32 protein-coding genes and 1 pseudogene are annotated in these 25,000 nt (G+C 68.8%); 19 read left to right on the forward strand and 14 right to left on the reverse strand.

The annotated features are described in order from the left end of the window. The coding region (locus tag O3W51_RS42730) for a DUF317 domain-containing protein (protein ID WP_331284144.1) at positions 1 to 404 on the forward strand (404 nt) is incomplete at its 5' end. Continuing rightward, complete coding sequence (locus O3W51_RS42735; protein WP_269289157.1) at positions 335 to 787, forward strand: DUF317 domain-containing protein; 453 nt, start codon at positions 335 to 337, stop codon at positions 785 to 787. The genes O3W51_RS42730 and O3W51_RS42735, both read left to right, overlap by 70 nt. 171 nt (positions 788 to 958) lie before the next feature. Here O3W51_RS42735 and O3W51_RS42740 read toward each other — a convergent pair whose 3' ends face one another. The 3 genes from O3W51_RS42740 to O3W51_RS42750 all read right to left on the reverse strand — a co-directional run bounded on the left by O3W51_RS42740 (position 959) and on the right by O3W51_RS42750 (position 4,636). Next, positions 959 to 1,849, reverse strand: coding sequence for a DUF5655 domain-containing protein (locus O3W51_RS42740; protein WP_138353698.1), 891 nt, complete (start codon positions 1,847 to 1,849; stop codon positions 959 to 961). Positions 1,850 to 2,156: 307 nt separating this feature from the next. Beyond that, positions 2,157 to 4,169 carry a copper-translocating P-type ATPase gene (locus tag O3W51_RS42745; RefSeq protein ID WP_269289159.1) on the reverse strand — a complete coding sequence of 671 codons (2,013 nt, stop codon included), beginning with the start codon at positions 4,167 to 4,169 and terminating at the stop codon, positions 2,157 to 2,159. Between the two features lie 8 nt (positions 4,170 to 4,177). Then, complete coding sequence (locus tag O3W51_RS42750) at positions 4,178 to 4,636, reverse strand: cupredoxin domain-containing protein (protein WP_269289160.1); 459 nt, start codon at positions 4,634 to 4,636, stop codon at positions 4,178 to 4,180. Positions 4,637 to 4,892: 256 nt separating this feature from the next. On the opposite strand from O3W51_RS42750, the gene O3W51_RS42755 reads away from it, so the two are divergent. The 8 genes from O3W51_RS42755 to pspAB all read left to right on the forward strand — a co-directional run bounded on the left by O3W51_RS42755 (position 4,893) and on the right by pspAB (position 8,684). Next, positions 4,893 to 5,159 (forward strand): SHOCT domain-containing protein, encoded by a 267-nt coding sequence (locus tag O3W51_RS42755; RefSeq protein ID WP_269289162.1) that lies wholly within the window; start codon positions 4,893 to 4,895, stop codon positions 5,157 to 5,159. 26 nt (positions 5,160 to 5,185) lie between these two features. Beyond that, entirely contained in the window at positions 5,186 to 5,428 is a 243-nt protein-coding gene (locus tag O3W51_RS42760) for a DUF2933 domain-containing protein (RefSeq protein ID WP_138353631.1), read from the forward strand. An 80-nt stretch (positions 5,429 to 5,508) separates the two neighbouring features. Then, a complete protein-coding gene (locus O3W51_RS42765; protein WP_232486228.1) occupies positions 5,509 to 5,697 on the forward strand; it encodes a hypothetical protein in 189 nt (62 codons plus the stop codon). 1 nt (position 5,698) lies between these two features. After that, positions 5,699 to 6,043, forward strand: a complete 345-nt coding sequence (locus O3W51_RS42770) for a hypothetical protein (protein WP_138353630.1) — start codon at positions 5,699 to 5,701, stop codon at positions 6,041 to 6,043. 16 nt (positions 6,044 to 6,059) lie between these two features. Further along, a complete protein-coding gene (locus tag O3W51_RS42775) occupies positions 6,060 to 6,836 on the forward strand; it encodes a PspA/IM30 family protein (protein ID WP_138353629.1) in 777 nt (258 codons plus the stop codon). After that, a complete protein-coding gene (gene pspAA, locus O3W51_RS42780; protein WP_269289164.1) occupies positions 6,833 to 7,111 on the forward strand; it encodes a PspA-associated protein PspAA in 279 nt (92 codons plus the stop codon). The genes O3W51_RS42775 and pspAA overlap by 4 nt, the downstream gene beginning before the upstream one ends. 5 nt (positions 7,112 to 7,116) lie before the next feature. Further along, complete coding sequence (gene htpX / locus O3W51_RS42785) at positions 7,117 to 8,043, forward strand: zinc metalloprotease HtpX (protein ID WP_138353627.1); 927 nt, start codon at positions 7,117 to 7,119, stop codon at positions 8,041 to 8,043. Positions 8,044 to 8,063: 20 nt separating this feature from the next. After that, positions 8,064 to 8,684 carry a PspA-associated protein PspAB gene (gene pspAB, locus O3W51_RS42790; protein ID WP_138353626.1) on the forward strand — a complete coding sequence of 207 codons (621 nt, stop codon included), beginning with the start codon at positions 8,064 to 8,066 and terminating at the stop codon, positions 8,682 to 8,684. Between the two features lie 479 nt (positions 8,685 to 9,163). On the opposite strand, the gene O3W51_RS42795 is transcribed toward pspAB, so the two are convergent. Continuing rightward, complete coding sequence (locus tag O3W51_RS42795) at positions 9,164 to 9,757, reverse strand: TetR/AcrR family transcriptional regulator (RefSeq protein ID WP_269289166.1); 594 nt, start codon at positions 9,755 to 9,757, stop codon at positions 9,164 to 9,166. 111 nt (positions 9,758 to 9,868) lie between these two features. Between O3W51_RS42795 and O3W51_RS49125 the strand changes: the two genes are divergently transcribed. Next, the gene (locus O3W51_RS49125; protein WP_443048399.1) at positions 9,869 to 10,138 is read left to right on the forward strand and encodes a DUF2218 domain-containing protein; all 270 of its coding nucleotides are present in this window, start codon (positions 9,869 to 9,871) and stop codon (positions 10,136 to 10,138) included. Here O3W51_RS49125 and O3W51_RS49130 read toward each other — a convergent pair. Then, positions 10,089 to 10,244, reverse strand: a pseudogene (locus O3W51_RS49130) (molybdopterin-dependent oxidoreductase); the annotation flags it as partial. The gene O3W51_RS49125 and the pseudogene O3W51_RS49130 sit on opposite strands and share 50 nt — an antisense overlap. Before the next feature lie 488 nt (positions 10,245 to 10,732). On the opposite strand from O3W51_RS49130, the gene O3W51_RS49135 reads away from it, so the two are divergent. Together O3W51_RS49135 and O3W51_RS42800 are read left to right on the forward strand one after the other, a co-directional pair. After that, positions 10,733 to 10,999: a DUF3040 domain-containing protein gene (locus tag O3W51_RS49135; protein ID WP_438817451.1), complete on the forward strand. Its 267-nt coding sequence runs from the start codon at positions 10,733 to 10,735 to the stop codon at positions 10,997 to 10,999. A 151-nt stretch (positions 11,000 to 11,150) separates the two neighbouring features. Beyond that, on the forward strand, positions 11,151 to 11,882 hold the full coding sequence (locus O3W51_RS42800) for a hypothetical protein (protein ID WP_138353622.1): 732 nt from the start codon (positions 11,151 to 11,153) through the stop codon (positions 11,880 to 11,882). A 179-nt stretch (positions 11,883 to 12,061) separates the two neighbouring features. Here the strand turns inward: O3W51_RS42800 and O3W51_RS42805 are convergent, their stop codons facing one another. From O3W51_RS42805 to O3W51_RS42815, 3 genes are read right to left on the reverse strand one after another with little or no spacing between them, the layout of a single operon-like run. Beyond that, positions 12,062 to 12,886, reverse strand: coding sequence for a class I SAM-dependent methyltransferase (locus tag O3W51_RS42805; protein WP_138353621.1), 825 nt, complete (start codon positions 12,884 to 12,886; stop codon positions 12,062 to 12,064). Continuing rightward, complete coding sequence (locus O3W51_RS42810; RefSeq protein WP_138353620.1) at positions 12,883 to 14,502, reverse strand: radical SAM protein; 1,620 nt, start codon at positions 14,500 to 14,502, stop codon at positions 12,883 to 12,885. Before O3W51_RS42810 ends, O3W51_RS42805 begins: the two co-directional genes overlap by 4 nt. Further along, a complete protein-coding gene (locus O3W51_RS42815) occupies positions 14,499 to 14,969 on the reverse strand; it encodes a MauE/DoxX family redox-associated membrane protein (RefSeq protein WP_269289171.1) in 471 nt (156 codons plus the stop codon). The genes O3W51_RS42810 and O3W51_RS42815 overlap by 4 nt, the downstream gene beginning before the upstream one ends. Positions 14,970 to 15,214: 245 nt before the next feature. Between O3W51_RS42815 and O3W51_RS42820 the strand changes: the two genes are divergently transcribed. Then, positions 15,215 to 15,511, forward strand: a complete 297-nt coding sequence (locus O3W51_RS42820) for a hypothetical protein (RefSeq protein ID WP_138353618.1) — start codon at positions 15,215 to 15,217, stop codon at positions 15,509 to 15,511. 32 nt (positions 15,512 to 15,543) lie between these two features. Here O3W51_RS42820 and O3W51_RS42825 read toward each other — a convergent pair whose 3' ends face one another. Next, positions 15,544 to 15,978 (reverse strand): SRPBCC family protein, encoded by a 435-nt coding sequence (locus O3W51_RS42825; protein WP_232486295.1) that lies wholly within the window; start codon positions 15,976 to 15,978, stop codon positions 15,544 to 15,546. A gap of 288 nt (positions 15,979 to 16,266) precedes the next feature. Between O3W51_RS42825 and O3W51_RS42830 the strand changes: the two genes are divergently transcribed. Then, positions 16,267 to 16,929, forward strand: coding sequence for a CDP-alcohol phosphatidyltransferase family protein (locus O3W51_RS42830; protein ID WP_138353616.1), 663 nt, complete (start codon positions 16,267 to 16,269; stop codon positions 16,927 to 16,929). A 76-nt stretch (positions 16,930 to 17,005) separates the two neighbouring features. Here the strand turns inward: O3W51_RS42830 and O3W51_RS42835 are convergent, their stop codons facing one another. The 3 genes from O3W51_RS42835 to O3W51_RS42845 are packed head-to-tail and all read right to left on the reverse strand — an operon-like array spanning position 17,006 to position 18,699. Continuing rightward, on the reverse strand, positions 17,006 to 17,326 hold the full coding sequence (locus tag O3W51_RS42835; RefSeq protein ID WP_138353615.1) for a DUF427 domain-containing protein: 321 nt from the start codon (positions 17,324 to 17,326) through the stop codon (positions 17,006 to 17,008). 54 nt (positions 17,327 to 17,380) lie between these two features. Next, positions 17,381 to 17,821, reverse strand: coding sequence for a transposase (locus O3W51_RS42840; protein WP_269289181.1), 441 nt, complete (start codon positions 17,819 to 17,821; stop codon positions 17,381 to 17,383). Then, entirely contained in the window at positions 17,728 to 18,699 is a 972-nt protein-coding gene (locus O3W51_RS42845) for a transposase (protein WP_198359544.1), read from the reverse strand. The genes O3W51_RS42840 and O3W51_RS42845 overlap by 94 nt, the downstream gene beginning before the upstream one ends. A 169-nt stretch (positions 18,700 to 18,868) precedes the next feature. On the opposite strand from O3W51_RS42845, the gene O3W51_RS42850 reads away from it, so the two are divergent. Next, the gene (locus tag O3W51_RS42850) at positions 18,869 to 19,912 is read left to right on the forward strand and encodes a DUF6585 family protein (RefSeq protein ID WP_138353614.1); all 1,044 of its coding nucleotides are present in this window, start codon (positions 18,869 to 18,871) and stop codon (positions 19,910 to 19,912) included. 1,101 nt (positions 19,913 to 21,013) lie between these two features. Then, the gene (locus tag O3W51_RS42855) at positions 21,014 to 21,382 is read left to right on the forward strand and encodes a hypothetical protein (protein ID WP_138353613.1); all 369 of its coding nucleotides are present in this window, start codon (positions 21,014 to 21,016) and stop codon (positions 21,380 to 21,382) included. A gap of 80 nt (positions 21,383 to 21,462) precedes the next feature. On the opposite strand, the gene O3W51_RS42860 is transcribed toward O3W51_RS42855, so the two are convergent. Further along, positions 21,463 to 21,621, reverse strand: coding sequence for a hypothetical protein (locus O3W51_RS42860; RefSeq protein WP_187145082.1), 159 nt, complete (start codon positions 21,619 to 21,621; stop codon positions 21,463 to 21,465). A 187-nt stretch (positions 21,622 to 21,808) separates the two neighbouring features. Between O3W51_RS42860 and O3W51_RS42865 the strand changes: the two genes are divergently transcribed. Next, positions 21,809 to 21,988 (forward strand): hypothetical protein, encoded by a 180-nt coding sequence (locus O3W51_RS42865; RefSeq protein WP_138353612.1) that lies wholly within the window; start codon positions 21,809 to 21,811, stop codon positions 21,986 to 21,988. A 131-nt stretch (positions 21,989 to 22,119) separates the two neighbouring features. Continuing rightward, positions 22,120 to 22,599, forward strand: a complete 480-nt coding sequence (locus O3W51_RS42870; RefSeq protein ID WP_138353611.1) for an Asp23/Gls24 family envelope stress response protein — start codon at positions 22,120 to 22,122, stop codon at positions 22,597 to 22,599. A gap of 607 nt (positions 22,600 to 23,206) precedes the next feature. Here O3W51_RS42870 and O3W51_RS42875 read toward each other — a convergent pair. After that, positions 23,207 to 23,443, reverse strand: coding sequence for an XRE family transcriptional regulator (locus O3W51_RS42875; protein WP_138353610.1), 237 nt, complete (start codon positions 23,441 to 23,443; stop codon positions 23,207 to 23,209). Between the last annotated feature and the right edge of the window lie 1,557 nt (positions 23,444 to 25,000).

Genomic DNA, 25,000 nt, shown 5'->3' on the forward strand with positions numbered 1-25,000 from the left:
ACACCGAGCACGACGCCGTCCAGGCCCGCACATCCTTCGCCATACCCGGCGTCGAACCTCAGCCCACACCAGCACCGGAAACCGTCCCTGCGTACGCAACCGATGCCGGCGACCACGATGCTCTCCTAGACGCATTCTTCGCCGCTCATGACGACTGGGCGAAGTGGCGGACCTGGTCCGACGACACGACCCACGCGATCCACGAAGACCAGACCCTGCGCATCGAGCGCATCCACGACGCCCCCGCCCACGAGACCGCCTGGACCGTCGCTGCATACGAGACACCGGTCTCGGACCGCATGTGGATTCTCACCGCAACCGGTGCCACCCCCCCGTGCTGCACGAGCTGCTGGAGCACCTCGCCGGCGGAGACGGCTGGGACACAGCCGTCGGCACCCCAGTGAACGAAAAGACCGTCACCGCCGCCACGCAGCCCCTCGCAGAGGCCGGGTGGAAGCACACCGTGGACGGGCGCTGGATCCGCTGGACGTCCCCCACCGCACACGCGGGAGTCCAGTTCGATGCGTTCGCCGCCCAGCACCCGACCCGAAACCTCGCCACCTGGACCATCTGGGCCGGCCCGAACCCCGACCGCCCCACCTGGACCCTCACCGCGTCCCCGCGCACCCCCAGCGCACTGCTGGCCGACCTCACCGAGAACCTCGCGCACGGAACCGGCACCCGCCAGGCACAGGCCGATGGCCGCGAACGCCGGACGAGCCATGGCATCACGCCGCTGGCCATCTCGACGGTCACAGGCATCCACGCAACCAGTCCCACCCGCTGATCACCGGCACGTCAGAGCGGCGCAACATAGCGCGGGATCGCCGGTTAGCCAAACCGGCGATCCCGCGCATCATTGATAGTCCACCGCCACGACCTGCCCGAACGACGAAAGGCACCACCCGACGACCACAGACCAAACGCGAGCGCTCACGGCCACCGTGCCATCAAGCGATCACGCCGCGGCGTAGCTCGCCCGGAACAGATCCTGCGCACGCTCCACGTCCCTCGCCGTGCGGAGCTGCACCTCCAAGTCGCCCGTCCCGTGGTGGCCGAGCCCGGATACGTCCCGGGTGAACCCGGGAACGAGGTCGACATACTTCGGGTCGACCTTCAAGTAGACCAGGAGCTTGCTCCGCTGGGGCGGCCACACACAGGCGAAGTTCCGTAGACGCTGATACGCCCGGTACTGCTTGCGCTCAACACGGTTCACGCCGTCCCCGAGACCGTGCAACGCCTCATCGACCGCGTTCGCCAGCTCGACCATCGACGCACCCGGAACGTCGGCTGCCGCCCGTGCGTCCGCCTGCCGACGCGCACGCCGGGGTGCCTGTGGCCCGCCGCTCACGGACGCCACGGTCTCAAGGCCGAGCAGGTCGCTGCCGAAGAGTCGGTAGCGGACCAGGTCGATCGACCTCCGGTGCTCGCGTACGGCGTGCACGTCGTAGCGCGTGAAGTCGCCGGCGATACAGATCAGGCGCGGTCCGCTCCACAGCACCTGGGACGCGGCCGTCACCCCGAGCCGGTCGCGGACCAGGTGTTCGAACTCCGCCCGGTGGTCCATCAGCCACGCCATATAGAAGAGCCCCTGATGGATCACCCCTGCGTCGACCCCGCGCTTAAATTCCAATATGACCGGCGACCCGTTCTCGTCCAGTCCGAGCGAGTCGATCCGGCCCCCGTGCACCGGCCCTGTGCCGTACTCGCTCGCCAGGAAACGGACACCCAGCAGCGTCTCCATGTGCGCCTCGATGAGGCCCTGCCCATCCGCCTCGACCTCAGCAAGACGCGGCGCGACCTCGGTCACGCCGCTTTTCGTCGTCTGGAACAGCTTCAGACCCGACACCTTCCCCTCCTCGGCACCGAGATCAACAACGCCGAGCAGGGGCAGAATTGTTTCCACTGGGGCCTTCAGCCTGGTGGAGGCAGCGTGGGAGACTGCACGTACGGCCTACGAGGACCACCCGCGTCCCCTTGAACCTCAGGGGTTTGCCTTTCCCCCATATGTCCCCCACGTTGTGGGGGGTGACGCCAGGGAAGTGCGTTCGCACAGGTCAGCGCCCTTGGCCCGGCGCGTAGGGCGAGTGCCTTCTAAGCATTTGGTCTATCGGCAGTCACTGGTCGTCGTGCTCGAGATCGTCTGCGGGCATGGGTTAGGTCCGGTCGGCGGCGGATTCGACCTGGGGCTCGACCGGGGCCGGTGCGGCGGTCGGCAGTGGGGTGGCGTGCCAGTGGCGCAGGCGGCTGGAGTTGGTGACTACGGACAGAGAGGACAGGGCCATCGCGGCCGCGGCGACGATGGGGCTGAGGCGGATGCCCCACAGCGGGTAGAGCGCGCCGGCGGCGAGGGGGAGGCCGACGGCGTTGTAGATGAGCGCGAAGAAGAGGTTCTGCCGGATGTTGCGCATGGTGGCGCGGGACAGGCGGATGGCGGTGACGACGCCGGTCAGGGAGCCGGAGATGAGGGTGATGTCGGCGGCCTCGATGGCCACGTCCGTACCGGTGCCGATGGCGAGGCCGACGTCGGCAGCGGACAAGGCTGGGGCGTCGTTGATGCCGTCGCCGACCATGCCCACCGTGCGGCCCTCGGCCTGCAGGCGGCGGATCTCGTCCGCCTTGTGCTCGGGCAGTACCTCGGCCAGGACGCGGTCCACGCCGACCTGGGCGGCGATGGCCGCGGCGGTGCGGGCGCTGTCCCCGGTGAGCATGACGACGTCGATGCCGAGTAGGTGCAGGGCGGCGATGGCCTGGGCGGAGTCGTCCTTGACGGTGTCGGCTACGGCCAGCACCCCGGCCGCCCGGCCGTCGACGGCGGCGAGGACAGGGGTCTTGCCCTGGGCGGACAGTTCCGCCGCGACCGGGGCGAGGGCGCTGGTGTCGATGCCCACATCGGAGAGCAGGCGGGCGGTGCCCACCAGGACGGCATGGCCGTCCACGCCGGCCTGCACACCCTTGCCGGTGATGGAGTCGAAACCGGACGATGGCAGCAGGCTCAGCCCTCGGCCCCGGCCACCGGTGACGACTGCGGCCGCGAGGGGGTGTTCGCTGTCGGCTTCGGCCGCCGCGACCAGCGCGAGCAACGCGGCCTCGTCGAACTCGTCGGCCGCGTGAACATCGGTGAGGACGGGCTTGCCCGCGGTCACGGTGCCGGTCTTGTCCAGGACGACGGTGTCGAGTTTGTGGGCGGTCTCCAGGGCCTCGGCCGAGCGGATGAGGATGCCCGCCTGGGCGCCCTTGCCGGTGCCGACCATGATGGACAGCGGGGTGGCCAGCCCCAGTGCGCAGGGGCAGGCGATGATCAGCACGGCGACTGCGGAGACCAGCGCGAGGGTGAGCGCGGGGGCGGGGCCGGCGACGAACCAGAGTGCGAAGGCGGCGAGGGCGATGGCGATGACGGCGGGTACGAAGTAGGCGGAGACGGCGTCGGCGAGCCGCTGGATCGGCGCCTTGGACGCCTGGGCCTGCTGCACGAGACGGATGATCTGGGCGAGCATCGTGTCCGCGCCGACCTTGCTCGCGCGTACCCGCAAGGACCCGGTCGTGTTCACGGTCGAGCCGATGACTGTGTCGCCCGCTCGCTTGGTAACCGGCATGGATTCGCCGGTGACCATGGACTCGTCGACCGCCGATGACCCGGACATCACGTCGCCGTCGACCGGGATCTTCTCGCCGGGCCGGATCACGATCTCGTCGCCCACGAGCACGTCCTCGACGGGGACTTCGGCCTCGGTTCCGTCGCGGATCACCCGAGCGGTGCGGGCCCGAAGGCCCAGCAGCGCCCGGATGGCCTCGCCGGTGCCGGCCTTGGCGCGGGCTTCCAGCAGGCGCCCGAGCAGGATCAGAGTAAGAATCACCCCGACCGCCTCGAAGTACACCTCGCGCACGTCCTCGGGCAGCAGCGACGGCACGAGCGTGACGAGCAGGCTGTAGCCGTACGCGGCCGAAGTACCCAGAGTGATCAGAGAGTTCATGTCCGCGCCGCGGTGGCGGAGGGTCAGCCAGCCGGTGGAGTGGATGGGCCACCCGGTGTAGAATATGACGGGAGTAATGAGCGCCAGCTGCAGCCAGTGGTTGAGCAGCCAGCCCGGCACCCAGTCGGCGCCGAAGAGTTCATGCGCCATCACAGCGAAGAGCACCGGCGCGGCGAGTACCGCGCCAATGGCCACCCGGCGCGTCAGGTCGGTGATCTCCGCGTGCCGCTCGGCGGCCTCCGCCTCGGCGGCTTCCGCATCACTGACCGGCGCCCCGAAGCGGAGGCGGCATGTACCTCGCCGCCGTCCCGGGCGCTTTCCCCGCCATCCTGTTCCCCGCTGTCCGGTTCGACGAGCAGCGTGCCGTGGATCATGTTCATCCCGCACGCGAACCCGAAGGATCCGGCCCCAGCCGGATCGACACGCACGGTGGTACGCGCATACGCCGGCAGTCCAGCACTCACCCGCAGGTCAGGGAAGACCACCCGGTTGGTGCACTCCCCGGACTCCTGCCGGTCGAAGACCAACTCCACCGGAACCCCTTGCCGGACTCGGATGACATCGGGGCTGTAGCCGCCGCGCACCGTCACCTCGACGTGCTGCACCCCGCCCTCCAGCCGCGCGGTGCGGGCCTTGCGAGGACCGAAGAAGAATCGCCCCATACCAGCGATCAACGCCACGGCCGGGCCACTACTGCAATATCGACGATATTCATGGCAGATCGTCCCTTCTCCAGGATCCCACGCCCCCAGCTTCGCCCCGGTACCCCTGCCAGGTAAGAGCTGACCGGCCTCGTGCAGGGGGCCGGATGGCCCTGTGCGCGACACCGGGTGAGGGCGACTGTGGGAAACAACAGAGAACGCCGACCGGACGGCGGGCCCCGGCCCGCAGCCCCTGAGCTCGGGAAAGTGAATCGCGATGATGTTCTGGCACGACCACGACGTCAGCGGCTGGGGCTGGTTCGCCGTGTCAGCCGGCATGATCCTGTTCTGGGCCTTGATCATCACCGCCGCCGTCCTGTTCTTCCGCGCCCTGAATCACGCCCCTGAGCAGCCCCCCATCCCCGCCGGCACCTCGCCCGAGCAACCGCTCGCCGAGCGGTTCGCCCGCGGTGACATAGACGAGGACGAGTACCAGCGGCGCCTCGCCGCCCTGCGCTCCTCCGGCCCTGTCACCAAACACTGATGCCCCTCCCAAGAGGAGAACTGGCCATGAAGAACACCAGGAATTACGGCCTCTACGCGATCGCGGTCGCGATCGCCGTGGTTGGCGCACTCGCGCTCGGCGTACCACTGGGCAACCTGGCCTTGCCTCTCATCGTGCTCGCCTGCCCGCTGATGATGTTCTTCATGATGCGTGGCATGAACAGCGGCGATGACATACAGAGGCGCGGGCGTGGTCACAACGACGCACCCAAGGACCGCGACCTACACGACCACAAGCCCTTCCGCTGAACCACACGGCGACGGCAGGAGACCTATCATGGATGCGCTGGCGCCGATGTCGAACGGCGTGCTGAGCATGGTGGTTCCTGGTGGCGCTGTTCACCGAGATGTACGGCACCCCGCTGACCATCTACCTGCTGGGCAAGCGGTTCCCGCTGCTCAAGGACACCCACGCCGGCGGGCACCTGGCCCAGGCGGCTCCGCCGGGCGCCGGCCAGGCCGCGCGACGGTGCCCCGCAGGCGCCGAGCCCCGTCCCCCCGGCACGGAGGTGACCTGACATGGAAGTGCTCGCCTGGACCCTGATCCCCCTGGGAGCCCTGACCACCGCCGCCTGCGCCGTCCATCTCACCTGGAGCCACCGGCGCAACGCATCGGGACTGGCCCGCTCGATCCACCGCGCCCCCGTCCTCCTCGCGGCCGGTCTGCTGCCTGCTCCGGCGCTCATTGCCGGCGATCTGCCCGCCGCAGCCTGGGGCCTGTGGGGCGGTGTGACCATCGCTGCTGCCTCGGTCTTCTGCGCCGCCGACACCTTGCGCGACGCCCCCGGATCGCAGGCAGCGTCCCGAGCCCGGAGCGGGACACGACCGGCCGCGGGTCGCGCGGAACACCATCAAGCCGACTGAGAGGACGGCGGTCGCCATGACCAGCATCACTCACCGCATCGCCACCCTGTTCCGGATCAAGGCGAACAAGGCGCTGGACAACGCCGAGGACCCGCGCGAAGTCCTGGACTACTCCTACGAACAGCAGCTCCAGATGCTGGAGAGAGTGCGGCGCGGCGTGGCCGATGTGGCGACCAGCCGCAAGCGCGTCGAGCTGCAGGTGACCCAGTTGCAACAGTCCACGGGAAAGCTGCAGGGCCAGGCGGAGCAGGCACTTGCCGCGGGGCGGGAGGACCTGGCCCGTGAGGCGCTCACCCGCCGCACGGCCGTGGCCTCCCAGGTCACCGACATGCAGACCCAGCAGGCGTCGCTAAAGGACCAGGAGGAGAAGCTCACCCTGGCCACGCAGCGCCTGCAGGCGAAGGTCGACGCGTTCCGCACCCGCAAGGAGACCATCAAGGCCACCTACACCGCCGCCGAGGCCGAGACCCACATCGCCGAGGCCGTCACCGGCATCGGCGAGGAGATGGGCGATGTCGGCCTGGCCATGCAGCGCGCCCAGGACAGGACCGAGCAGCTGCAGGCACGCGCCGGTGCGCTCGACGAGCTGATCGCCTCCGGCGCGCTGGAGGACGCGACTCTTCCGGCCGGGCGTGACGATATCCAGGCAGAAATTGAGGCCGTCACCGCGGGCCAGGACGTGGAGATCGAGCTGGCCCGGATGAAGGCCCAGCTCCCGGCCTCTGCCACCCCGCCGGCAGTGGAGGGTGCAGAGCCCACGAAGGACCCGCCGGACCAGAAGGTGACATCATGATCATGCGGATTCTCGGCGAGGGCCAGTACGAGATCGCCGACCAGCACCTGGACCGGCTCAACGAGCTGGACTCCGCCCTGCAGCCGGCCGCCGACGCGGGCGACGAGACCGCGTTCACCGCCGCCGTGGCGGCCCTGCTGGACGCGGTGCGCAGTCTCGGCACGCCGCTGCCGGACGAGAGGATCACGCCCTCCGACCTGGTGCTGCCCGACGAGGACACCAGTCTGCGGCAGGTGCGGGAACTTCTCTCCGACGAGGGTCTGATCCCGGGGTGATGACGATGCGAAGCCGTTTCGAGCCCGACCGGCAGCTGACCGCCCGCATGGTGGTCACGATGTTCCTGCTCGGGCTGGTGTACGTGGCGTTCATCGCCGCGCTGATCGTGCTGCTCAAATCCGTCGTCCTGGTGATCGTCATCGCCGCCGGGCTGCTGGTCGCGCAGTTCTGGTTCTCCGACCGGATCGCCCTGTACTCCATGCACGGCCACCTCGTCAGCCGCGAGGAACAGCCCGAGCTGCACGGCGTCATCGACCGGCTCTGCGCCACCGCGGACATGCCCAAACCCCGGGTGGCCATCTCCGAGATGGACCTGCCCAACGCGTTCGCCACCGGCCGCAACGCCGACCATGCCGTCGTCTGCGTCACCACCGGACTGCTGCGCCGCCTGGAGACCGACGAACTCGAAGGCGTCCTCGCCCACGAGCTCTCCCATGTCGCACACCGCGACGTCGCGGTGATCACCATCGCCTCGTTCCTGGGTGTGATCGCCGGACTCATCGTCCGCTTCGCCTTCTACTCCCAGCTGTTCGGCGGACGCAACGATCGCGACCAGAACACCGCCGCCCTCCTCGCGATCGTCATGGCGGTCTCCGCGCTCGTCTACGGCATCAGTTTCCTGCTGATCCGGTCGCTGTCCCGCTACCGCGAACTGGCCGCCGACCGCGCCGCGGCCATGCTGACCGGGAAACCATCTGTGCTGGCCTCCGCGCTGATCAAGGTCAGCGGCGACATCGCCCGTATCCCGACCAAGGATCTGCGTACCGCCCAGGCGTTCAACGCGTTCTTCTTCACCCCGGCCCTCGGGCCCGGTACGGCGCTGGCCGCGATGTTCTCCACCCACCCCAGCCTGGAACGCCGCATCGAGGCGCTCGCGGAGATCTCCGTGCAGCTGGGCGAGGCGGGCGGGAAACCGGGTGGCCAGGCGTGAAGAGAAGGAGCTGAGGACCCGTGGGATTCCTGGACGTCCTGCTCGGCCGGACCAAGCCGGTCAAGCCCGACCTGGACCAGCTCTTCGGCCTGCCTTCGGCAGCGATCACCCTCCAGGCCGACATCGGCTTCACCCCGACCGGCCTGGGCTCGGTGTGCTTCGCCGCCATCGAGGGCGGCGCATTCGCCCAAGTCCAACAGGAGGTACGAGCCCTCCTGGACGCGGACTCCGAACGGGGCGGCGTACCGGTGGAGTTCAGCCGTGACGCGTACGGGTACTCGTGGCTGCTCTCCCGCCGCGACCCCGGCGACCTGCCCGCTCTGGTCAACGACCTGCACGCGGTGAATTCCGCCCTGCAGGACAGCGGCTTCGGCCCGCAGCTCCTGTGCTCTCTGGTCACCTTCCACGACGCCGAACTACGCCCCCTCGCGCTGGTCTACCTCTACAAGCGGGGCACCTTCTACCCGTTCGCGCCGCTGCCCGGCCAGAAGCGCGACAATCCGCTGGAACTCCAGGTCAGGGCCACGGCCAAGGACGACCTGCGCATCGAGGAGGACCTGAGCCGCTGGTTCCCGCTGTGGGGCGCCCCCGGCCTCCCTAGGTCGGCGAACCCCGCCTGGCGCGGGGAAGCGAACACATGACGAGAGCTGATGCCCGCCGCGAAGCCCAGGACGGTGACAAGAGCCCGAAGTGGGCGCCTTCCGTCGGCGCGGAGCACGACGGCACGTAGTTCGACGAAGTCGGGCACGCTCCTCCAGGTTCAGCGCCCTGCGCACTTCCTTCAGCCGCCGCTGCCGCTGCTTGGAGGAAGATCGAAGAGGCCAGCTTGAACCCGACGTTGTGCACGGTCACGGGCTGCCATCTCTATGGTTCCTACACCGGAAATGCCGGTCGCGGCGGTAGGGCGGGAGAAACAGCGCTTCGCGCTGACGAAGGCACCTGGGTTCCGCGCGCCCAGCGGGATCGCAACGGAATCATGGGGTTGCCTTGCTGCGCTGCGAGAGCAACAGGCCCTCGCTGGCGAACGAGGACTGGAGACGGCTACCCGTCCCGGCGGATGGATCGACGCCCCACGCGCGAACGGACCGCTTGAACGAAACGTCCCTTCGGGCGAGAGCACTCAGTGCGGGTTGCGCAGGCCGGCGAGGGTGACGTCGGCAAGTCGCACGGCGGCTGCTTTGGATGGAAGATCGGCCGCGGCGCCAAGGGCGTGCAAACAGTACTGTGCCAACTCCTGGGGGGCGACGTCGTCGCGGAGGTCGCCGGCCTGTGCGGCCTGGGCGATGAGGTCGGCGATAAGGCCCGTCCGGTGCTGCTGGGCGTGGCCTAGGTGCTCGCTTCGGTGCAGGGTTGAGACGTCTCCGCTGTGCGCGAGGGCCGCGAGTTCGCCGTGGTGCCGTTCGTGGAGCAGGGCCGCGTAGGCGTGCAGCACGGCTTCGAGCCGCGCCTGCGGCTCGTGGTGGTGGTCGCGGACGGCGGCGAGGTGGTCCAAGTGGGCGCGGATCTGCTGTTCGTGCCAGGCGAGCAGGACCGCCCCGACGTCCGGGAAGTACTTGTACAGCGTGGCACGGCCGATGCCGGCCTGGGCGGCGATCTGGGACATGTTCACCGACGCCAGGCCGCGTTCGGAGACCAGGCCGGCGGCGGCATCCAGAATCGCAGTGCGTACCGCGGCGCGGTGAGCGTCCATGGTCTCTGTCCACAGCTTCGGCATCCCTCCAGCCTACAAGGCGTTCAGGAAGTGACACTTCGTATTGACAGAGACAGTGTGTATCGATAAATGTGGGTGGGGTCAGCCTTCCCTCAACCCGCCGAGGTGCTTGCCATGTACCCCGCCGAAGCTGAGATCCGCACAGACCGTGCGAGTCGTTACCTGGTGCAGTTGTGCAAGCACTTCAGCAACAGGGGCAGCGCCCTGCGTCATCGGCCTCGCCTTCACGCGGGCGGCGGCCGTCCGGTCACCGAGGCGGAGGCCGCCCTGATGCAGGTGCAGTGGTCGGAGACCCGCGGCGAGGTCGATTTCGGGTGGGCCCTGTGCAGCCTGCAGGCCTGTAGGCCGCGTACGACAGCAACCCGGTCACGAACAGCACCGTGATACCCACCAGCAGGACCAACCCGAACACCGAGGTCAGCCACGGACCGCGCAACGGGCTGCGCCAGAACCCCGGCCGGGCGGGTCCCGGTGGCGGACCGGAACCCAACAGGGCACGTAGCCGCCCCGGCCTCGATACCGACTCCGCCTTCGACTCCGGCTGCGGCTCCGAGACGGCATCGGCCTCGGAGTCGTTCTGCCCTTCCACAGACTCCGGTGAGACACGGTCCTCTCCCGGGGGCTCGGGGGATTCGGCACCGGCTGCGCTCGCGCCGTCCTCCGGCGATTGCGGCTCGGGGGGTGGGTGGCGTGGTCCCGGTCCCTTGTCAGGTGCGTCCATCTCGGTCCCTTTCCAGTTACACACAGTGGCGGTACGACCGTACGCCGTACCTGGTGCGAAATCGTGCCAGTGACTCCTTACGACGCGACTGATCGATCCTTGCGGTCCCCACTTCCCCGTGGACCGGGGCGGTGGGACAATGAATCGAATACGCGGGCATGCGCTTCTCAGATCCCGGCGAGGGTGAGGCGATCGCAGTGGGCGGAGTCGGTCTTACCGAACGTGAGCGGCGGGCCCTGGGAGAGATCGAAGCCGGGCTGCGCCATCATCGGCGGCTCGATCGCCGATTGCGGAGCCTCGGATCGCCCTCACGCCGTCCCTGGCGGCAGGCCACGTTCGGTCCTCGCTGCCAGGCCGCCTTCATGACGGCAGCGTCGATCGCTTCGATCTGCTTGCTGATCGTGGGAGTCCGTACCGGGGAACCGGCCATTATCTGGGCCTTCGCGGGTGTTTGCACCGCCACCGTGCTGAGCGGCGCTCGCCTCCTGGTCATCTCGGCGCGGAATGCCCTTCGGGCACCTTGATGCCCCCGACACCAACGGGACGCGCAAGCCGGCCGCCCTCGCCGAGACCGACCCCCGCTTTCCTCGCTGTATCCACGTCGATGGTGCCCGCTGCGATGCGTTGACCCAGCCGAGTCGCCGTCTGGGCGGAGCTCTGCCTTGGCGATCCGCCATGCCGGTGAAGATCTCGGAGCGGGCTCGTGGCGTGCGCAACCTGATGTACTGCCGTTCGTTGCCGTACTGGGATTCGGAACGGAGGCGGTCGATGCGTCAGGGGAAGCACAGGAAGAACGGCCGGAGCGTCAGTGCGGGCGCACCTTGGGGTGTTGAACAGACGCTGGCCTTGTTGGAAGCGACGTACGGGGCGCTGCCTCTCACACCGTCGTGTCCGGGGCCGCTCCTGCTGCATCAGGCTGATGGAGCGTTCGAATGTCACGGTGGCGGCTGCCCCGGCAGTCTGCAGGTCTTCCACGACCCGCACGGGGTGCATTTGTGCGACGGCCGTCCGCCGGGCATCCGGCCCTGGCACGGGTGCGCCGCCTGCGTCGGCGACCAGGGCACCCGTGACCGCCCCGCAGGCACCGTCGAACCGGATCACGTGGAGGTCGACTACCGGCCCGACGGCCAAGGCGGCTATCAGGTGAGGGTCTCCAGCGTGGCAGGCAGAAACGAAATGACGGCTCCCGGACTGCTGGCCGCGTACAACATGGCCATGGAGCAAGTCGAGGCACACGCCCGCCGCCTGAGCGGAGTCGCCAGGACCTGTCACCTGCTGGACGGTGACCGGGCCGCATTCGTGCCGGCCTGGCTCGCGGCGGGTGGGACCATCCCACCGCCGCCCCGCGTCGGGACAACGGCCTACTTCCCAAACCCGCCGCCGCCCAAGAGCGATCAGCCGCACTGAATGCGGCGCCCCACGCTGCGTGGACCGGGATAACGGAGCCTCTCGGGGATACCTGCACGGTGGTTGCCATGGCAGAGGTCCTCGCCTCTGCGGGTGCCTGCTTTCGTGTCGACGCTAGGACCGGTGGGCTGTTCCGCTATGTGAGGGCGCTTACGTACGGCCGGTAGAGGGAGGGGCCGTCAGGGGGATTTCTCGGCGATCAGCAGGGTGTAGCCGAGGGTGCCGTCCGCGACGGCGGCGCGGGAAGCGGCGAGGACGGCTGGGGCCGCGGCCAGGTCCACGCCGGCGTCGTCGAGTCTGGCCGCGGCGGTCATCCGTAGCAGATTCAGCCGCGCCTCGATCTGGTCGATCATGCGGGTCATGGCCGCGTCATGGCGCTCGGTGTGGATCGTAAGGAGCCCGGCGGCGGCCAGAATCTCGGCGTACTCGGCCGGCGAGCGGGCATCGGCGATGCAGGCGATCCGCGCGCCGAGACCCGTCAGTTCCGGCGGGAGCCGGTCGGAGGCGGCGGTGACATCGGCGATGCCGACCCGTCCACCGGGCCGAAGGACACGGGCGAACTCCGCTGCGGCTTGGACCTTGTCGGGGAAGGTGCACAGGGCGCACTCGCACACCACGGCGTCGAACACGCCGTCCGGAAAGGGCAGGTGCTCGGCATCACCGGTGGTGAAGGTGACCCGCTCCGCGAGTCCCACGGCGGCGGCCGCGCCCTGGGCGAGGGCGGCGTTGGCCGGCGAGTAGTCCACGCCGTCCACGCACACGCCGAAGGCGTCGGCGAGCAGGAGGGCGGTGGTGCCGCGGCCGGACGCCACATCGAGAACGCGGCTGGCGTCTGTGAGTGCGAGATGGCCCGTCAGGCGCCGGGTCAGGGCGGTGCCGCCGGGATGGTAGGAGTCGCCGAGCAGCAGCGCGACCACGTCGGATGAGTACGCGGCGGCACAGCAGGCTTTGAGCTCGTCGCCGGCCGCAGCGGGCAGGCGGGTGCTCTCGTCGGGCGCGGTCATCGTGGGCCCTGTTCGTATTCGGCGGCGGTTTGTGCGCTACGCACGGTCTTGGAGCCGTAGGCGGTGTCGGTGAGCCGGTCGGCCAGCGGCAGGGCGTTGGGTACGACACCGGCGACGGGGACGCCGGACATCTGCGCGCGGATTTGTTCGCGGTAGCCGACGGAGTTGTAGGCGCAGAACGGGATGAGCCGTCCGTCGGGGGTGATCTCCTCCACGCAGCACTTCATCAGCTGTTTGACGTTGAGGGTGTAGGGGTCCTGGAAGTCCTGGACGACGATCATGAACGCCTTGTCGCCCAGGTCCTTGACGGCCGATGGCAGGTCGATGCCGCAGGCGTCCGCGCAGTCCAGGGCCTGCGCGGTGGCCCGCAGTTTCTCCTGGGTCGTCTCTGTGCCCATGAACGCGGAGGCCGACCACAGCTTCTCCAGGGCCTCGCGGATCCCGGCGTCGGGCATGACACGGTTGGTGACGTAGTCGAGGTAGTCCTCGACCTGCAGCAGGCGCGGGATGGGCAGGACGGTCCGGTTGCCCGGCTCGCCGTTGACGATCAGGTAGGTGACGGAGCGGCAGGTGGGGAAGCAGCAGGGGACGGGGAAGAAGTCGCCCTTCTGAAACCAGGCGGGCCGCTGTTCGGTGATCAGCTTGATGACGTCGGGGTTGGTAAGCCGGTTCAGCGGGTCGAAGGCGACATGGCGCCCGGAGTGGGTGACGGGCTGGAACGCGACGGAGCGCACGGCGGGGTGGTCGATGCCGAAGGTGATGATGGGGCCCAGTTCGTGCTCGTTCAGTCCGCGTTCGACGGCGGCGACCAGGGTGACGGTCAGCCCGGCCTCGGCGCAGTTGTCGAGTGCCTTCTGCTTGAGTTTCCGCAGGTCGCGGCCCCGGATCTCGCGGTGGGTGCGCTCGTCGAATCCGTCGAACTGCAGATAGATGTTCACCGACTTGCCCGGCACCTGATTGCGTTCGCCCAGCTCGGCGACGAACCGTTTGTCGGAGGCGAGGCGGATACCGTTGGTGTTCAGCGTGACGTTCTTGATCGGCCGGGCCTGGGCGAGGTCGATGAAGTCCAGGATGTGCTGATGGATGGTCGGCTCGCCCCCCGAAAACATCACCACCTCCGGCTCCCCCTCGGAGGCCACGAAGACGTCGAGCATGCTCGCGCACTGGGCGTGGGTGATGGAGTAGCCGTCAGCCTGGTGGCCGGAGTCGGCGAAGCAGATCGGGCAGTCCAGGTTGCAGCCGGTATTGACCTCGATGATTCCCAGACACGCGTGCTGCTTGTGCTCCGGGCACAGCCCGCAGTCGCTCGGGCAACCGTCCTTGACCTCGGTCTGGAAGACCAGCGGGATGGTGCCGGGCTTGTTGAACCGGGCCGAGGACAGGTACTCCTCAGCGTCCCCGTAGACCAGGGCCTCGAACGGGCCGTGCTCGGTGCAGCGTTTGCGCAGGTACACCTTGCCCTCGCGGATGTTGACCTGGGCGTCGACCGGGGTCTTGCAGATCGGGCAGATCGACTTGGTGAACTCGATGAACACCTCGTCCCGGGCCCGCTTGACCGGTGCCGCCGGTGTCGGCGCTCCTTGATCCGTCGCCGGTGCCGTCTCGTCTGTTGTCATCGCATCTCCACATGGTCATCGTCGTGGGCCACACCCGTGCGGGTACGGGCCTGAGGGGTGTCGGCCCGGGCCCGGCGGGCGGCACGCAGCAGCACCGTGGCGTACAGGAGGGTCAGCGCCTCTTGGACCAGCACGATCCAGGACAACGGCTGGGACAGGCGGACCCCGAAGCAGCCGCAGTTCGCGACCGTAAGACCGCGGGCGTATGCCTGCACCGCCAGCGCGGCCCACATCACCGAGACGGCCGCGTAGATCCACACCGGGGTGCGCGCCGTCGATCGCGGGTGGGCCAGGAACCAGATGCCGCACACCAGCTCCCCGGCGATCAGGGTCACCGCGAGCGCGGTCGCCGCAACGCCGTCCACCAGCCCGTACGCGGCCAGAATCGAGGGCATACGCCCGAAGGAGACGAGCTGGCCCAGGGCCATCGCTGTGTACACCGTGCCCAGCACCAAACGCAGCACCATGGCTTGAACGCTACGCCCGGCTGGGGCCGAGACCTGTGAGGCCGTTCACCGAACAACCGCCTCATCCACACGACCATGGGCAACACGGGATCCCGCCGCCGAGATGGCAGGCGGGATGCCTCGGAAACCCAGGGGCACGTGTGTCTGCTTATGGTGCGCACCGGCGGGTCGGTCCCCCACCGACTGGGAGAACCCCGCACCCGCTCATCACACGTAGAATTGGCTCATACGGGCAGGGAGGCGTCATGCGACGCACCATCCGCATCGGACCATTCAGATTCGGGGCCGGCCGCAGCCAGGAGCGTACTGTGCCCGGCCCGGTGAGCCGCGATCGTTTCGCCGTTGATGTGGCAGAGGGGCTGATGGGCGTAGGCGTCCCGTTTAGGCGCGGGTGCAGCGCTCTGGGGTTCCGGGTACTCGTCACCGACAAGGAAACCGGCCGACGCCAGTACGTCTCCGAAAGCTACACACACGACCAGGCGTATGCCAACGGCCAGAAGTACATCACCGAACTGGTCACCGGCAGGAAGCGCGTGAAGTGACAGCCGGAGGTGCCCGGTGCGGGCGCGGCGCGTCACCGGGGGCGGGCGCGTCGCTCCGCTTCTTCCTTGACTACCCGGAGCGAGCCGGCGACCGTCTCCTCCCACCGTGCTGCGACCAGACGGCCCCAGCGTTCTCCCAGCGCCCACCCGTCGGTGCCCAGCTCACCCCGGTACTCCAGCCGCGTGCCCGGGCCGTTCTCGGACAGCACGAACGACTCGACGACGGCGGGTACCGGGCCGCGCACCAGGCGGAAGTCGACCCGGCCGGGGCGGGTGAACCGCACGGTCTCTGCCGTCGTCGCGGTCAGCCGCCCGCCCGCTACCGGAGTGAAGTGCGCGGCGAGCACCATGTCGGCGGACCGCTCCAGCACCTGCACCTTCTCCCGCATCGCCCGGGTCGTTCGCCCGAGATAGGGCTGCGCGATCACATCGAAGACCACGTCCCTGGGCGCGCTGATGTCGATCACCTGTGGTCCCAGAGAACGGGTCCGCCGGCCCACACCCAGGTCGAGCGGCAAGGCCCCCGTCACCAGCCCCGCATACCCGGCCGCAACACTGCCACCCGCCACCGCCACCAACGACAGCCGCCTGCCCCACCCCATAACCCACGTCCGTTCCCATCCGCTCCACATGCCGTCCGGGCACGACGCTACGCCCTGCCGCCGCGACCGTCGGTGACCACGCTCGCCGTCCGCCCACGGGTCGGCCCTCCAACGTGGGCTCAATGACCCGCGCCCGAAGAAAGGCCGGCCCACGTGTCCGTATCCGATCTCACCGACAGCCGCACTGCGACTGACGCGCTTTTGCGGATCCTGCCCCAGGGCCGCTGGAGCCCGCAGGCGGTCGCACGTTTTCTCACCCTCGCGGCCGACCGGTCAGTGCGCCAGGCGGCCCGGCGTCCACGGGCTCTCACGGAGATCACTGCCCTGCACCTCGGGTTCCTCACGCTGGCCCACGGGCGGGGGCGTGGATGGGTGGCGGCCAGCTGGACGCTGAGCGCCCTGCACCTGGGGATGCTGGAAGACCGCGTCCGGCTCTCGCCCGCCGATGTGCTGACTCTGATCCGCGGTAACCTCCCCGCGCTGGCTGCGGGGTCGGGCCGCTGGGCCGGTGTGGTGGCGATCGCCTCGGATCTGGCCGACGGTCACCTCGCCCGCCGCCAGGGCACCGCCTCCCCCTTCGGCGACTACGCAGACTCTTTCGCCGACGCCGCATTCTGGACCTGGCTGGTACTGCGACACGAACCCAGCCGCGCCGTCCGCGCCGCGGCGGTCACCACATGGGTGGTGCCGGTTGCCGCCGTGACCGCCGCAAGCCTCGCCCGCGGCGCGATGGCCGACCGGCCCCGGCCCGCGCTGTTGCGTCCGGCGGCCGCGATGCAGGCCATCGTCGCGGTACGCCACCTCCTGCGCCCCTGAACCGACCGCAGCCAACACCCCGCCGTCCGGCCGCCGACGCCCAAAAACGCACGGGTACGTCGACCGGTTGCGCTAGTCACACGCCCGCGCCAGAGCCCTCGACGCTCTCCATTACGCCCACGACGGCCACCGGTGTGCCAGAACGCGACGTGGTTCTGATCTTGCGGGCGAAAGGGCTGGGATGCGGGTAGTACCAGGCCGCGTTCGGGTTGACCTCGTCGCCGACGCGCACGGTGTAATAGCTGGCGATGCCCTTCCACGGGCACAGTGACATCGCCGGGCTCCTGGTGAAGTACTCGCGATGCAGCGACTCGGGTGGGACGTAGTGGTTACCCTCGACGACCACGGTGTGCGCCGCTTCCGCGATCACCGTGCCGTTCCACACTGCGCGCAACATGATCCGTCCTCTCGCCAAACGGGGGGTGTCCCCTACCGAAACTATGTCGGGTCCTCAAAGTTGAACGGTGCGGAGGTGTCTGCGGGCTTGGCGGGTGGTGACGCAGCGTGTGCGTAGGCGTTGGTTTTCGGCGTTGCGGAAGCCGAACGCGTTGCGGGCGACGAGCTTGATCACGCGGTTGATGCCTTCGCTCTTGGCGTTGCTGTGGCCGGTGGTGATGAACGCGGCGATCTCGGTCCACCAACGGTCGATGGTGGTGGCGAGGGTGCGGACCTCGGGGATGTTCGCGTCCGCGCACCAGGTGAGGAACTTCCAGCGGGCGTGGCCCACTTGCTCCCGGCTCGCGCCGGTGCGGGCCAGGGCCAGGAGGTTGCGCAGGCTCTCCTTGGCGATCCACGCCGTCAGCAGTGTCTGTCCGATCTTCCCGTCGCCCAGCAGCGGGTTCCACATGGTGGCGAACTGGTCGTCGGTGAGGTCTTCGCGGTTGCGTAACAGGCGGCGACGGGCCTTCCGCTCCGGGTCGGTGGCGCGTCCGCGCCGGCCACGGTCTCGGCGGTGGTGCGCCTGCGCACCAGGGAGAGCATCTTGTTCGCGAGCTGCACTACGTGGAAGTGGTCGACCACCACGATCACGTCGGGCAGGCCGGTGCGGATCGCGGCGCGGTAGGTGGCCGACATGTCGATGGCGACGTGACGGATGTTCTTCCTCCAGGTCAATGGCGTGGTCGAGAGCCAGGCCAGGACGTCGGCGACGGTGCGGCCTTCGACCTGGCCGAGCAGGCCGCCGGTCCCGAGCGCATCGACGAACCCGGTGTGCCAGCGATCCCTGGTCATCTTCCCCTTCCCGGTGTCCGGCTCTTGCTCCCAGCCGGTCCGCCCGCGCCTGGTCTCATCGATCCCCAGCACCTCGACGTCGGGGAGCTCAGCTTCGACGACTTCGCGGACACAGGTGCGGAAGGCGTTCATCACGGTCGGCCAGGACAGGCGCAGATCGCGGACAGCCTGGATAACCGTGGATCCGGAATCGCGCACCCGCCGCCCGGACGCAGCCCGCAGCCGTCGGGTGATCCGGACCCCGGCCGGTATCTGCTCGATCTGCTCGGTGAACGACCTCCGTGGACAGGCCGTCTCACGGCACCACCAGCGGCGCTTGTGCCAGACGAGCTCCAACCTGCTCTCGCCGGAGGGAAGATCACGCGGCCGGGTGGTCGCTGAACCCTTCACCCGGGAGGCGAAGACCCCGCAGGCCGGACAGGCCCGCGCCGCCTCCTCCGCCGTGGCCAGGTGGACCCGGCGCCCACCGCACTGAAGCCGTTCGACCCGCATGACGGACACGCCGTCGAGGTCCAGCAGCAACGTCGTATCGTTGACCAAGCCCGTGGCTCCCCAGTGATCCTTTTGCCTCAAGAACAGATCGCCCAGGGCCACGGGCGCCCTGCTGCCAAGGCCACCAACAACCCTATCCACCAAACGCAGTGACTATTGGTCAGAGCGCACACGGAGGGCACACCACTCAGCTGTGAAGACCCGCTACGCTGGTCCCGTGGGGGCCTATCGCTGGATTCGAGCCGCCGCCGACGCACGCGCATCGAACGGCATCGCCGTTTCGTGCTCTGCCCGGACTTTCGACACCAAGGACGAAGCCCGCGCCCACCTCCAGGATCACCTGGACTCGCGCGCGGGCGGGGATGACGACCATGCTCTCGCAGCCGAACGCCTGCGGAGCCTTCCGCCCTACGCCGGGATTGTCGTGGGTATCCCGGGGATGAGCTGGCGCATCACGTACACCGGCTACGATCTGAAGATCTTCTCCGTTGACCGCCAAGGTGTGGTCAGTTGGGTCACCACACGACCCCCCTCTTCGCCCTCGGCCGCGCCCGGCAGCACAAACGGTCACCGCATACCGGAGGAAGCAGGGGCGCCCTCCGAAGTGGTGAAGATTGCGGAGCAGCACCAACTCGGCCGGTTTGACGATGCGTTCACGGTAGAATGGTTCATCTCGCTTAGGCCGACGCGCCCGAAGGTCCGGATCTACGCATTCGAGAGCGGTGTCGTCCGGCACCAGGCCGACACGGAGCCCCAGGTGTTCCGGTGGGACCAGATCGCGACGGTAAGCCAGAGCGTCGTCAACCGCTTTACCAACGGCCGCTACAAAGGGACCAGCTTCCGCTACGCACTGACCCGCACCGACGGTGCCCAGATCCACTTCCTGGGCAGCTACAAGGACTCGGCGTACGCCCGACGTGCCGACCCGAACCATTGGGCGAGGCGGTACAACCAGCTCGGCCAACGGGCCAACCAGAGGGTGTCGCAACTCCTGCTGCCCAGCGCGGTAGAGGCGCTGCGGCGTGGTGATTCCCTCGCCTTCGGGAAGATCGCCATCAGCGCGGACGGCATCCAGAGCAAGACGGGCCTGGTGCCGTGGGCCGACATCAGCAGCGTGTCCGCTGACAACGGCTATGTGACCATCAACGGGGCAGGCACGTTCTGGTCGCTGTTCAGCAAGCCAGTGAGCGAGGTCCCGAACGTGCCGCTGCTCATGACACTGGCCGACATGTGCCGCCGGAACACCGAAGCCGGCCCGTGACACCCACAGAGGCGTCGCAGAACGCACAGCGCAGGATCAGATCACATCTGGATGCATGCCATTGCAGTCCGGGTCCTGGATTGGACAGGACGGATGCGGTCTGCGGTCCGGCTCGGGCAATGACGGCCCGAGCCATGACGGATCGGGACCGCTCCCGCCTCGTTCCAACGGCGGAGCCTTGAATACGGCGCACAGACAGCCGTCCGCGCAGGCGGCTGTGAACCGGCGTCCCCCATGACGGTAACGCGGGTGGCCGCACCCGCACTTGTACGTCGCCCAGCTCGCCACCCGGACCTCCGATACTCGATACCCGATACCCGAATGAGATCCGAGAACATGTACTGATCGCAACCCCTCTCGCATTAACGAATGTTGACGCAGCGACAGCTGCCTACCCCTGGCGCGGGAGGTGCTGTGGGCGGAGAGCTGTTTGGCCGCGAGGTTGTGCCAGAACGGCTCGCGCCGCGGCTCATCGGGCTGCCGCCCAGCGGGTTTCAGCAGGTTAAGACTGAGCACGCGGAGGATCCGTCGGCAACCCGGCCATCACGGACAGTGACTGCCGGTCGGCACACTTAGGGGGCGCACCGCTCAAGTTCGAAGACCCACTATGTCGGCGGCGTGATTCGGTGAGCGCGCTTCCATTCACGTCCGCGTTCAGCCCAGGATGTCGCCGAAACCGGCGCAGCCATCGCCCGCTCCTTGCTACGGACGGTCCCGGTGAGTGTGTAGTGCTCGGCGCCGAAGCGGGCCGCTGCCTCCGAGGCGGCGAAGAAGTCGATGCAGCGCCGGCGCTGGGCGACTGCCCACCCTGTTCGTCGTCGCCGACCTGCTGTCCGGCAAAGCGGTCCTTCCACAGGCCCAGCACACCGACATTACCTCACCGGCCTGGGAGCCCTCCTCACGGCCGTCTACGCAGTCGGACTGATCTTCCGCCCACAACGACGCATCGCCCGCATGGGCATCGACTCCCTCGCCGTGCTGATCCTCTACGCCGTCGGCATCAGCGAGCTCATCGCCCTCGCTTATGCCTGTCCAGCCGATCATGTGCCGGTGCTCGATTCTCCTCGCTAACGTGACTGGGTCGATGGCGAGGAGGATCGTGTGCTTATTGGTGTGTTGATCGGGGAGAGTCTGCGGGTCGGGAGCGAGTTGAACAGCGTGCCGTTGCAGGTCACGTCGGTGCGGCGGATCGAGGTCGCGAGCGCGACAGACAGGCAGCCCCGGCAGTGGACCCTGCTGGATCTCCCGGCCCCGGAGGGCGACGCCGGGCGGCTGGCCGGTGCGCTGGCAGACTGCCTGGCTCCGTCCGGCGGCTGGTACGTCAACTACCACACCGGGGCCGAAGCGTTCGTCGTCTTCGCCGACCGTGCGTTTCGCTACCCCCGCGGCAATGGGGCTGCCCGTGTCACCGGCGAGGAAGACGCCCGTTCCGTGGGTGTGCCCGAGCCTCAGCGCGACTGGGAGGACTGAGCTCGTCCTGGTCAGGTACGAAGCCGGATCACCACACTGGCGGCAGTGACGGTGCCGAGAAACACATAGCGGCGCTTGTCCTAACGCGTGGCCACGGCCCGGAAGACCTTGAGCTTGTTGATTGCCCGCTCCATGACATTGCGATCTTTGCAGCGCGCGGCGTCGTTATCGTCGGCAACTAATAGGAATGAGGCGTGCTGGCTGAACTGTCTTCGGTATTCGTGCAGGTCAGAGGACACTCTATGCGTCACGGTACCCACCGCGGTGGATGAGGGCAGCACCGGTGTGATGCTTCGAGGAGATCGCGGGAGATGTGCGCCCGGTTGTGCGCCCGGCCTTGGCATCGGAGGGCAGAGGGAGGCACGCTGAAGGTGAAAGGCATCCCGGCGGCGATCTGCAAACTTCGGGCCGGTGGAGGCGATGGCTATGACTCTCTTTTTGCTTCTGATCCTTGTGGCTGTCGTGCTGGGAATCATCGGCGCGGTGGTGGAGGGGCTGGGATACCTGCTGGTCATCGCCATCGTGCTCTTCGTGGCCACCTGGGCCTTCACCGCGGTGCGCTGGTCCCGGTCGCATCGAGGAACGCGGAGACGCCACCTGCGATGACCGCGACACCCAGTGCCCGGCGCGACCGGACCCCCAACGAGCGGGTCCGGGCCCGGGCGGGTAGGAGTAGGAGTGTGGCCGATACTTTCGCGGGCCCTTGGGGGCCCGCCTGATCGAGGAGGTGGCTTCCCGTGACGGAGGCGACCAGCGCAGCCAAGAGCGATCCCCGAGCCTCTGGCGCGACGACCTTGCAGGGAAAGGTCGGAGCGGACGCGGCTGCGGCGACCCGGGGCAGGACAACCATTGCGGACGGCGTGGTGGAGAAGATCGCGGGGATGGCGGCGCGGGAGGTGCCAGGTGTCCACGCTCTGGGCGGTGGCTTCGCCCGCACCATGGGCGCGGTGCGCGGCATGGTCCCCGGCGCACGCGCGGGCGTCACCCAGGGGGTCAAGGTCGAGGTCGGTGAGATCCAGACCGCCATCGACCTGGCGGTCGTCGTGGAATACGGGGTCGCCATCGCCGATCTGGCGGCAGAGGTCCGCGAGAACGTCATCGCAGCAGTCGAACGGATGACGGGTCTGGAAGTCGTCGAGGTGAACATCGCCGTCAACGACGTTCATCTGCCCGACGAAGACGAGGACGAGACGGCGACCGAAGGACGCGTGCAGTAGTCAGCCGTCCGCCCCCTCCAGCGGGGGACCTATCCCTGCGGTCGAACCGGAATCTCCTGATGCGCGTCGCTCGCCAGTGATCACCCCGTTGTGAGCTGGACATGAACCGGCGCCTCGATCTGGACCTCGCCGCCGTCACGGAGCACACCCCGCGCAGTCCGCAGGGCGGGGCTGCCCCGGCCCAGAGCGCAGAAACGATGGGGCGGCCGGGATCGGGCCGCCACGCACGGATGACCACCGGCCGGTAGGGCTGGCGGCCATCCGTGGGGTACGAAGCTGACCGGGGGGTCGTGCGCTGCCTCGACGGGGGGGTGGCAAGGCAGGCATCGCTTCGCGCCGTGCATGTTTTCTACATCCCCTGCACCGTCCCCGCACCTTTTCGCTCGCATTCCACCCTCCCTGACGAGGCCGGGTGCCAGTCACTGGTGGCCGGGACGCTTCCACCGATGGGGGTGGCGGGCATGTTGCGCGTGGTGACGGTGAGGACGCAGGGCTTTGGGGGTGAAGAGGTGTTCTTCGTACCGGCCCAGGGCGAGGAGCAGGCCGAGGAGGATGACGGGCAGCAGCACGACGATCAGGGCCGGGCCGGGGCCCGCCAGGGCCAGGGTCAGGCCGGCATCCTGGCGGGAACGTGGGCGGCGGCCAGAACCTGGGGCAGCGGCAGGGCCAGATCGGCGGCGAGTTCGGCCAGTTCTGGCCCGGTGGGGTGGACGGGCCCGTCGGCACCGTCCTGGGCGAACGCACGAATGCGCGGGGTGCGGATACCGGTGCGGTCCGCGAGCGCCTGCGCGTTCAGATGCCGGGTGCGCATGGTGGCCTGCAGCAGTTCTCCCAGAGCGTCCATCTTCTACCCCTGCCCCCCACCGGCGCCCCCATGCCCTCGTGGGGCGCGACACCTACGGGAAGCGGCGTGGCGGCTGGCCGGGCTGCTCACTAGGCTGTGCTCCGGCAGTCCCGCTACCGCCCGCCCGGCCACCCGGGACTGCCGCACCCACGCACGGCCTTCCCACCGGCTGCCGGGGGCGGATGGCTGGCCGCCACTGCTCTCATCCCTCCCGCGACGGTCCCGCGCGGCGAGCACGCTCAGGCCGACCCCATGATGCTTCGCCGACGCCCGTAACACCAGGCTCCGGCGCGGTGGTGCCGAGGAGCCGGGCAGCCTGCTGGCGCAGGGACGCGATGGCGGTCGCGGTCTCGGTTTGCAACCGTGCCGTGATGGTGTCGAAAAGCGCCTCCAGCGGTGTAGCGCCAGCTGCAGTGTCGCGGTCCGCTTCGTGGTTCACACGCTTTCTTGTGCCCCCGCAGGCCGAGGCCATTCTGGTTGTTCCAGCTGGCCAGCACCGGGCGCCATCGTCATCTCCCGCTCCTGTCCCGGGGCCGCAGGAACGAGCGCTGCGGCGGGCTCACCGGTGTCCGTCTCGTCCCCGGCGGCCTCGGGCCAGCGGCCGAAAGGCCCGTCCTGTCCGGGACGTGCTCCGAGCAAGGGCGCGCCCTTGGCGCGCTGGCAGCCGTAGATCATGCGCTCATGGTCCCCGTGCGCGGGCCACAAACCGCGCCGACAGGCTGGAGCCGCCGGAAGTCGGCGTGCGCCGCTTCGTTGAGTATCAACGGCCTCGCGTGGGACGTGCGTCAGGAGGACAGGGCGGTCGGCGCGGGCCAGCGGCTCCAGGTCTCCGGACAAGGCGGCGTGCAGTGCGGCGAGTTCGCGGGCCCTGTCCTCGCCCGCCAGGCCGTTCAGTGTGTAGTACCCCGGCCCCGAACTGGAACTGGTCTCACCGCTACGGACCAGACGGATCGCGGCGCAACGAACAGCCTCGTGCGCGCAGTCGTCGATGACGTGCCCTCTGCGGCGGTGAGCGTGTCGGCCTTGACCACCCAGCGCCGGCCGCGGCGCTCGACGCCGACGTACACGGCGTCCGCCATCGTGGCCGCCTAGTACGCGGTGTTGAACGCGTCGAGACCCGTGGCGTCCGGGATGAGGTGGGCGGGGCACGGGATCGGCAGGCACTGCATGAGAAACATCATGGCAGGAGGCAAGGGCCCTTCGCCGCAGATCAGGAGGCGTCCCCAGCCGCACGTGATCGGGAGCGGTCAGAGGCGGGGGCGCCAGCAGGTGAACATGCACCGGTCGTCGCCTGCGGCGAGGCTGAAGGGCAGCGGCGCGGTCGAGGGAGAAGCTCTGGCCGGGGGCGAGCCTATGGATCGCCCCCGCCGTCTGCGGTGCCTCACCCCATCAGGCGATTCCGCTGCCGCCGCAGGGACCGATAAGCCTAATACTGCAACCGCATGTGGGGGTGGTGGCCTCGGCGTTGGTAGTGGCATCTGCGGGCGCGGGCTTGGCTGCGGCGTCGGAAGCGTGACCAGTGCAGATGATGGTCGTTGTCCAGGTGTCGGGGCGTGA

Source organism: Streptomyces sp. H39-C1, from assembly GCF_027158125.1.
Lineage (GTDB): Bacteria > Actinomycetota > Actinomycetes > Streptomycetales > Streptomycetaceae > Actinacidiphila > Actinacidiphila fildesensis.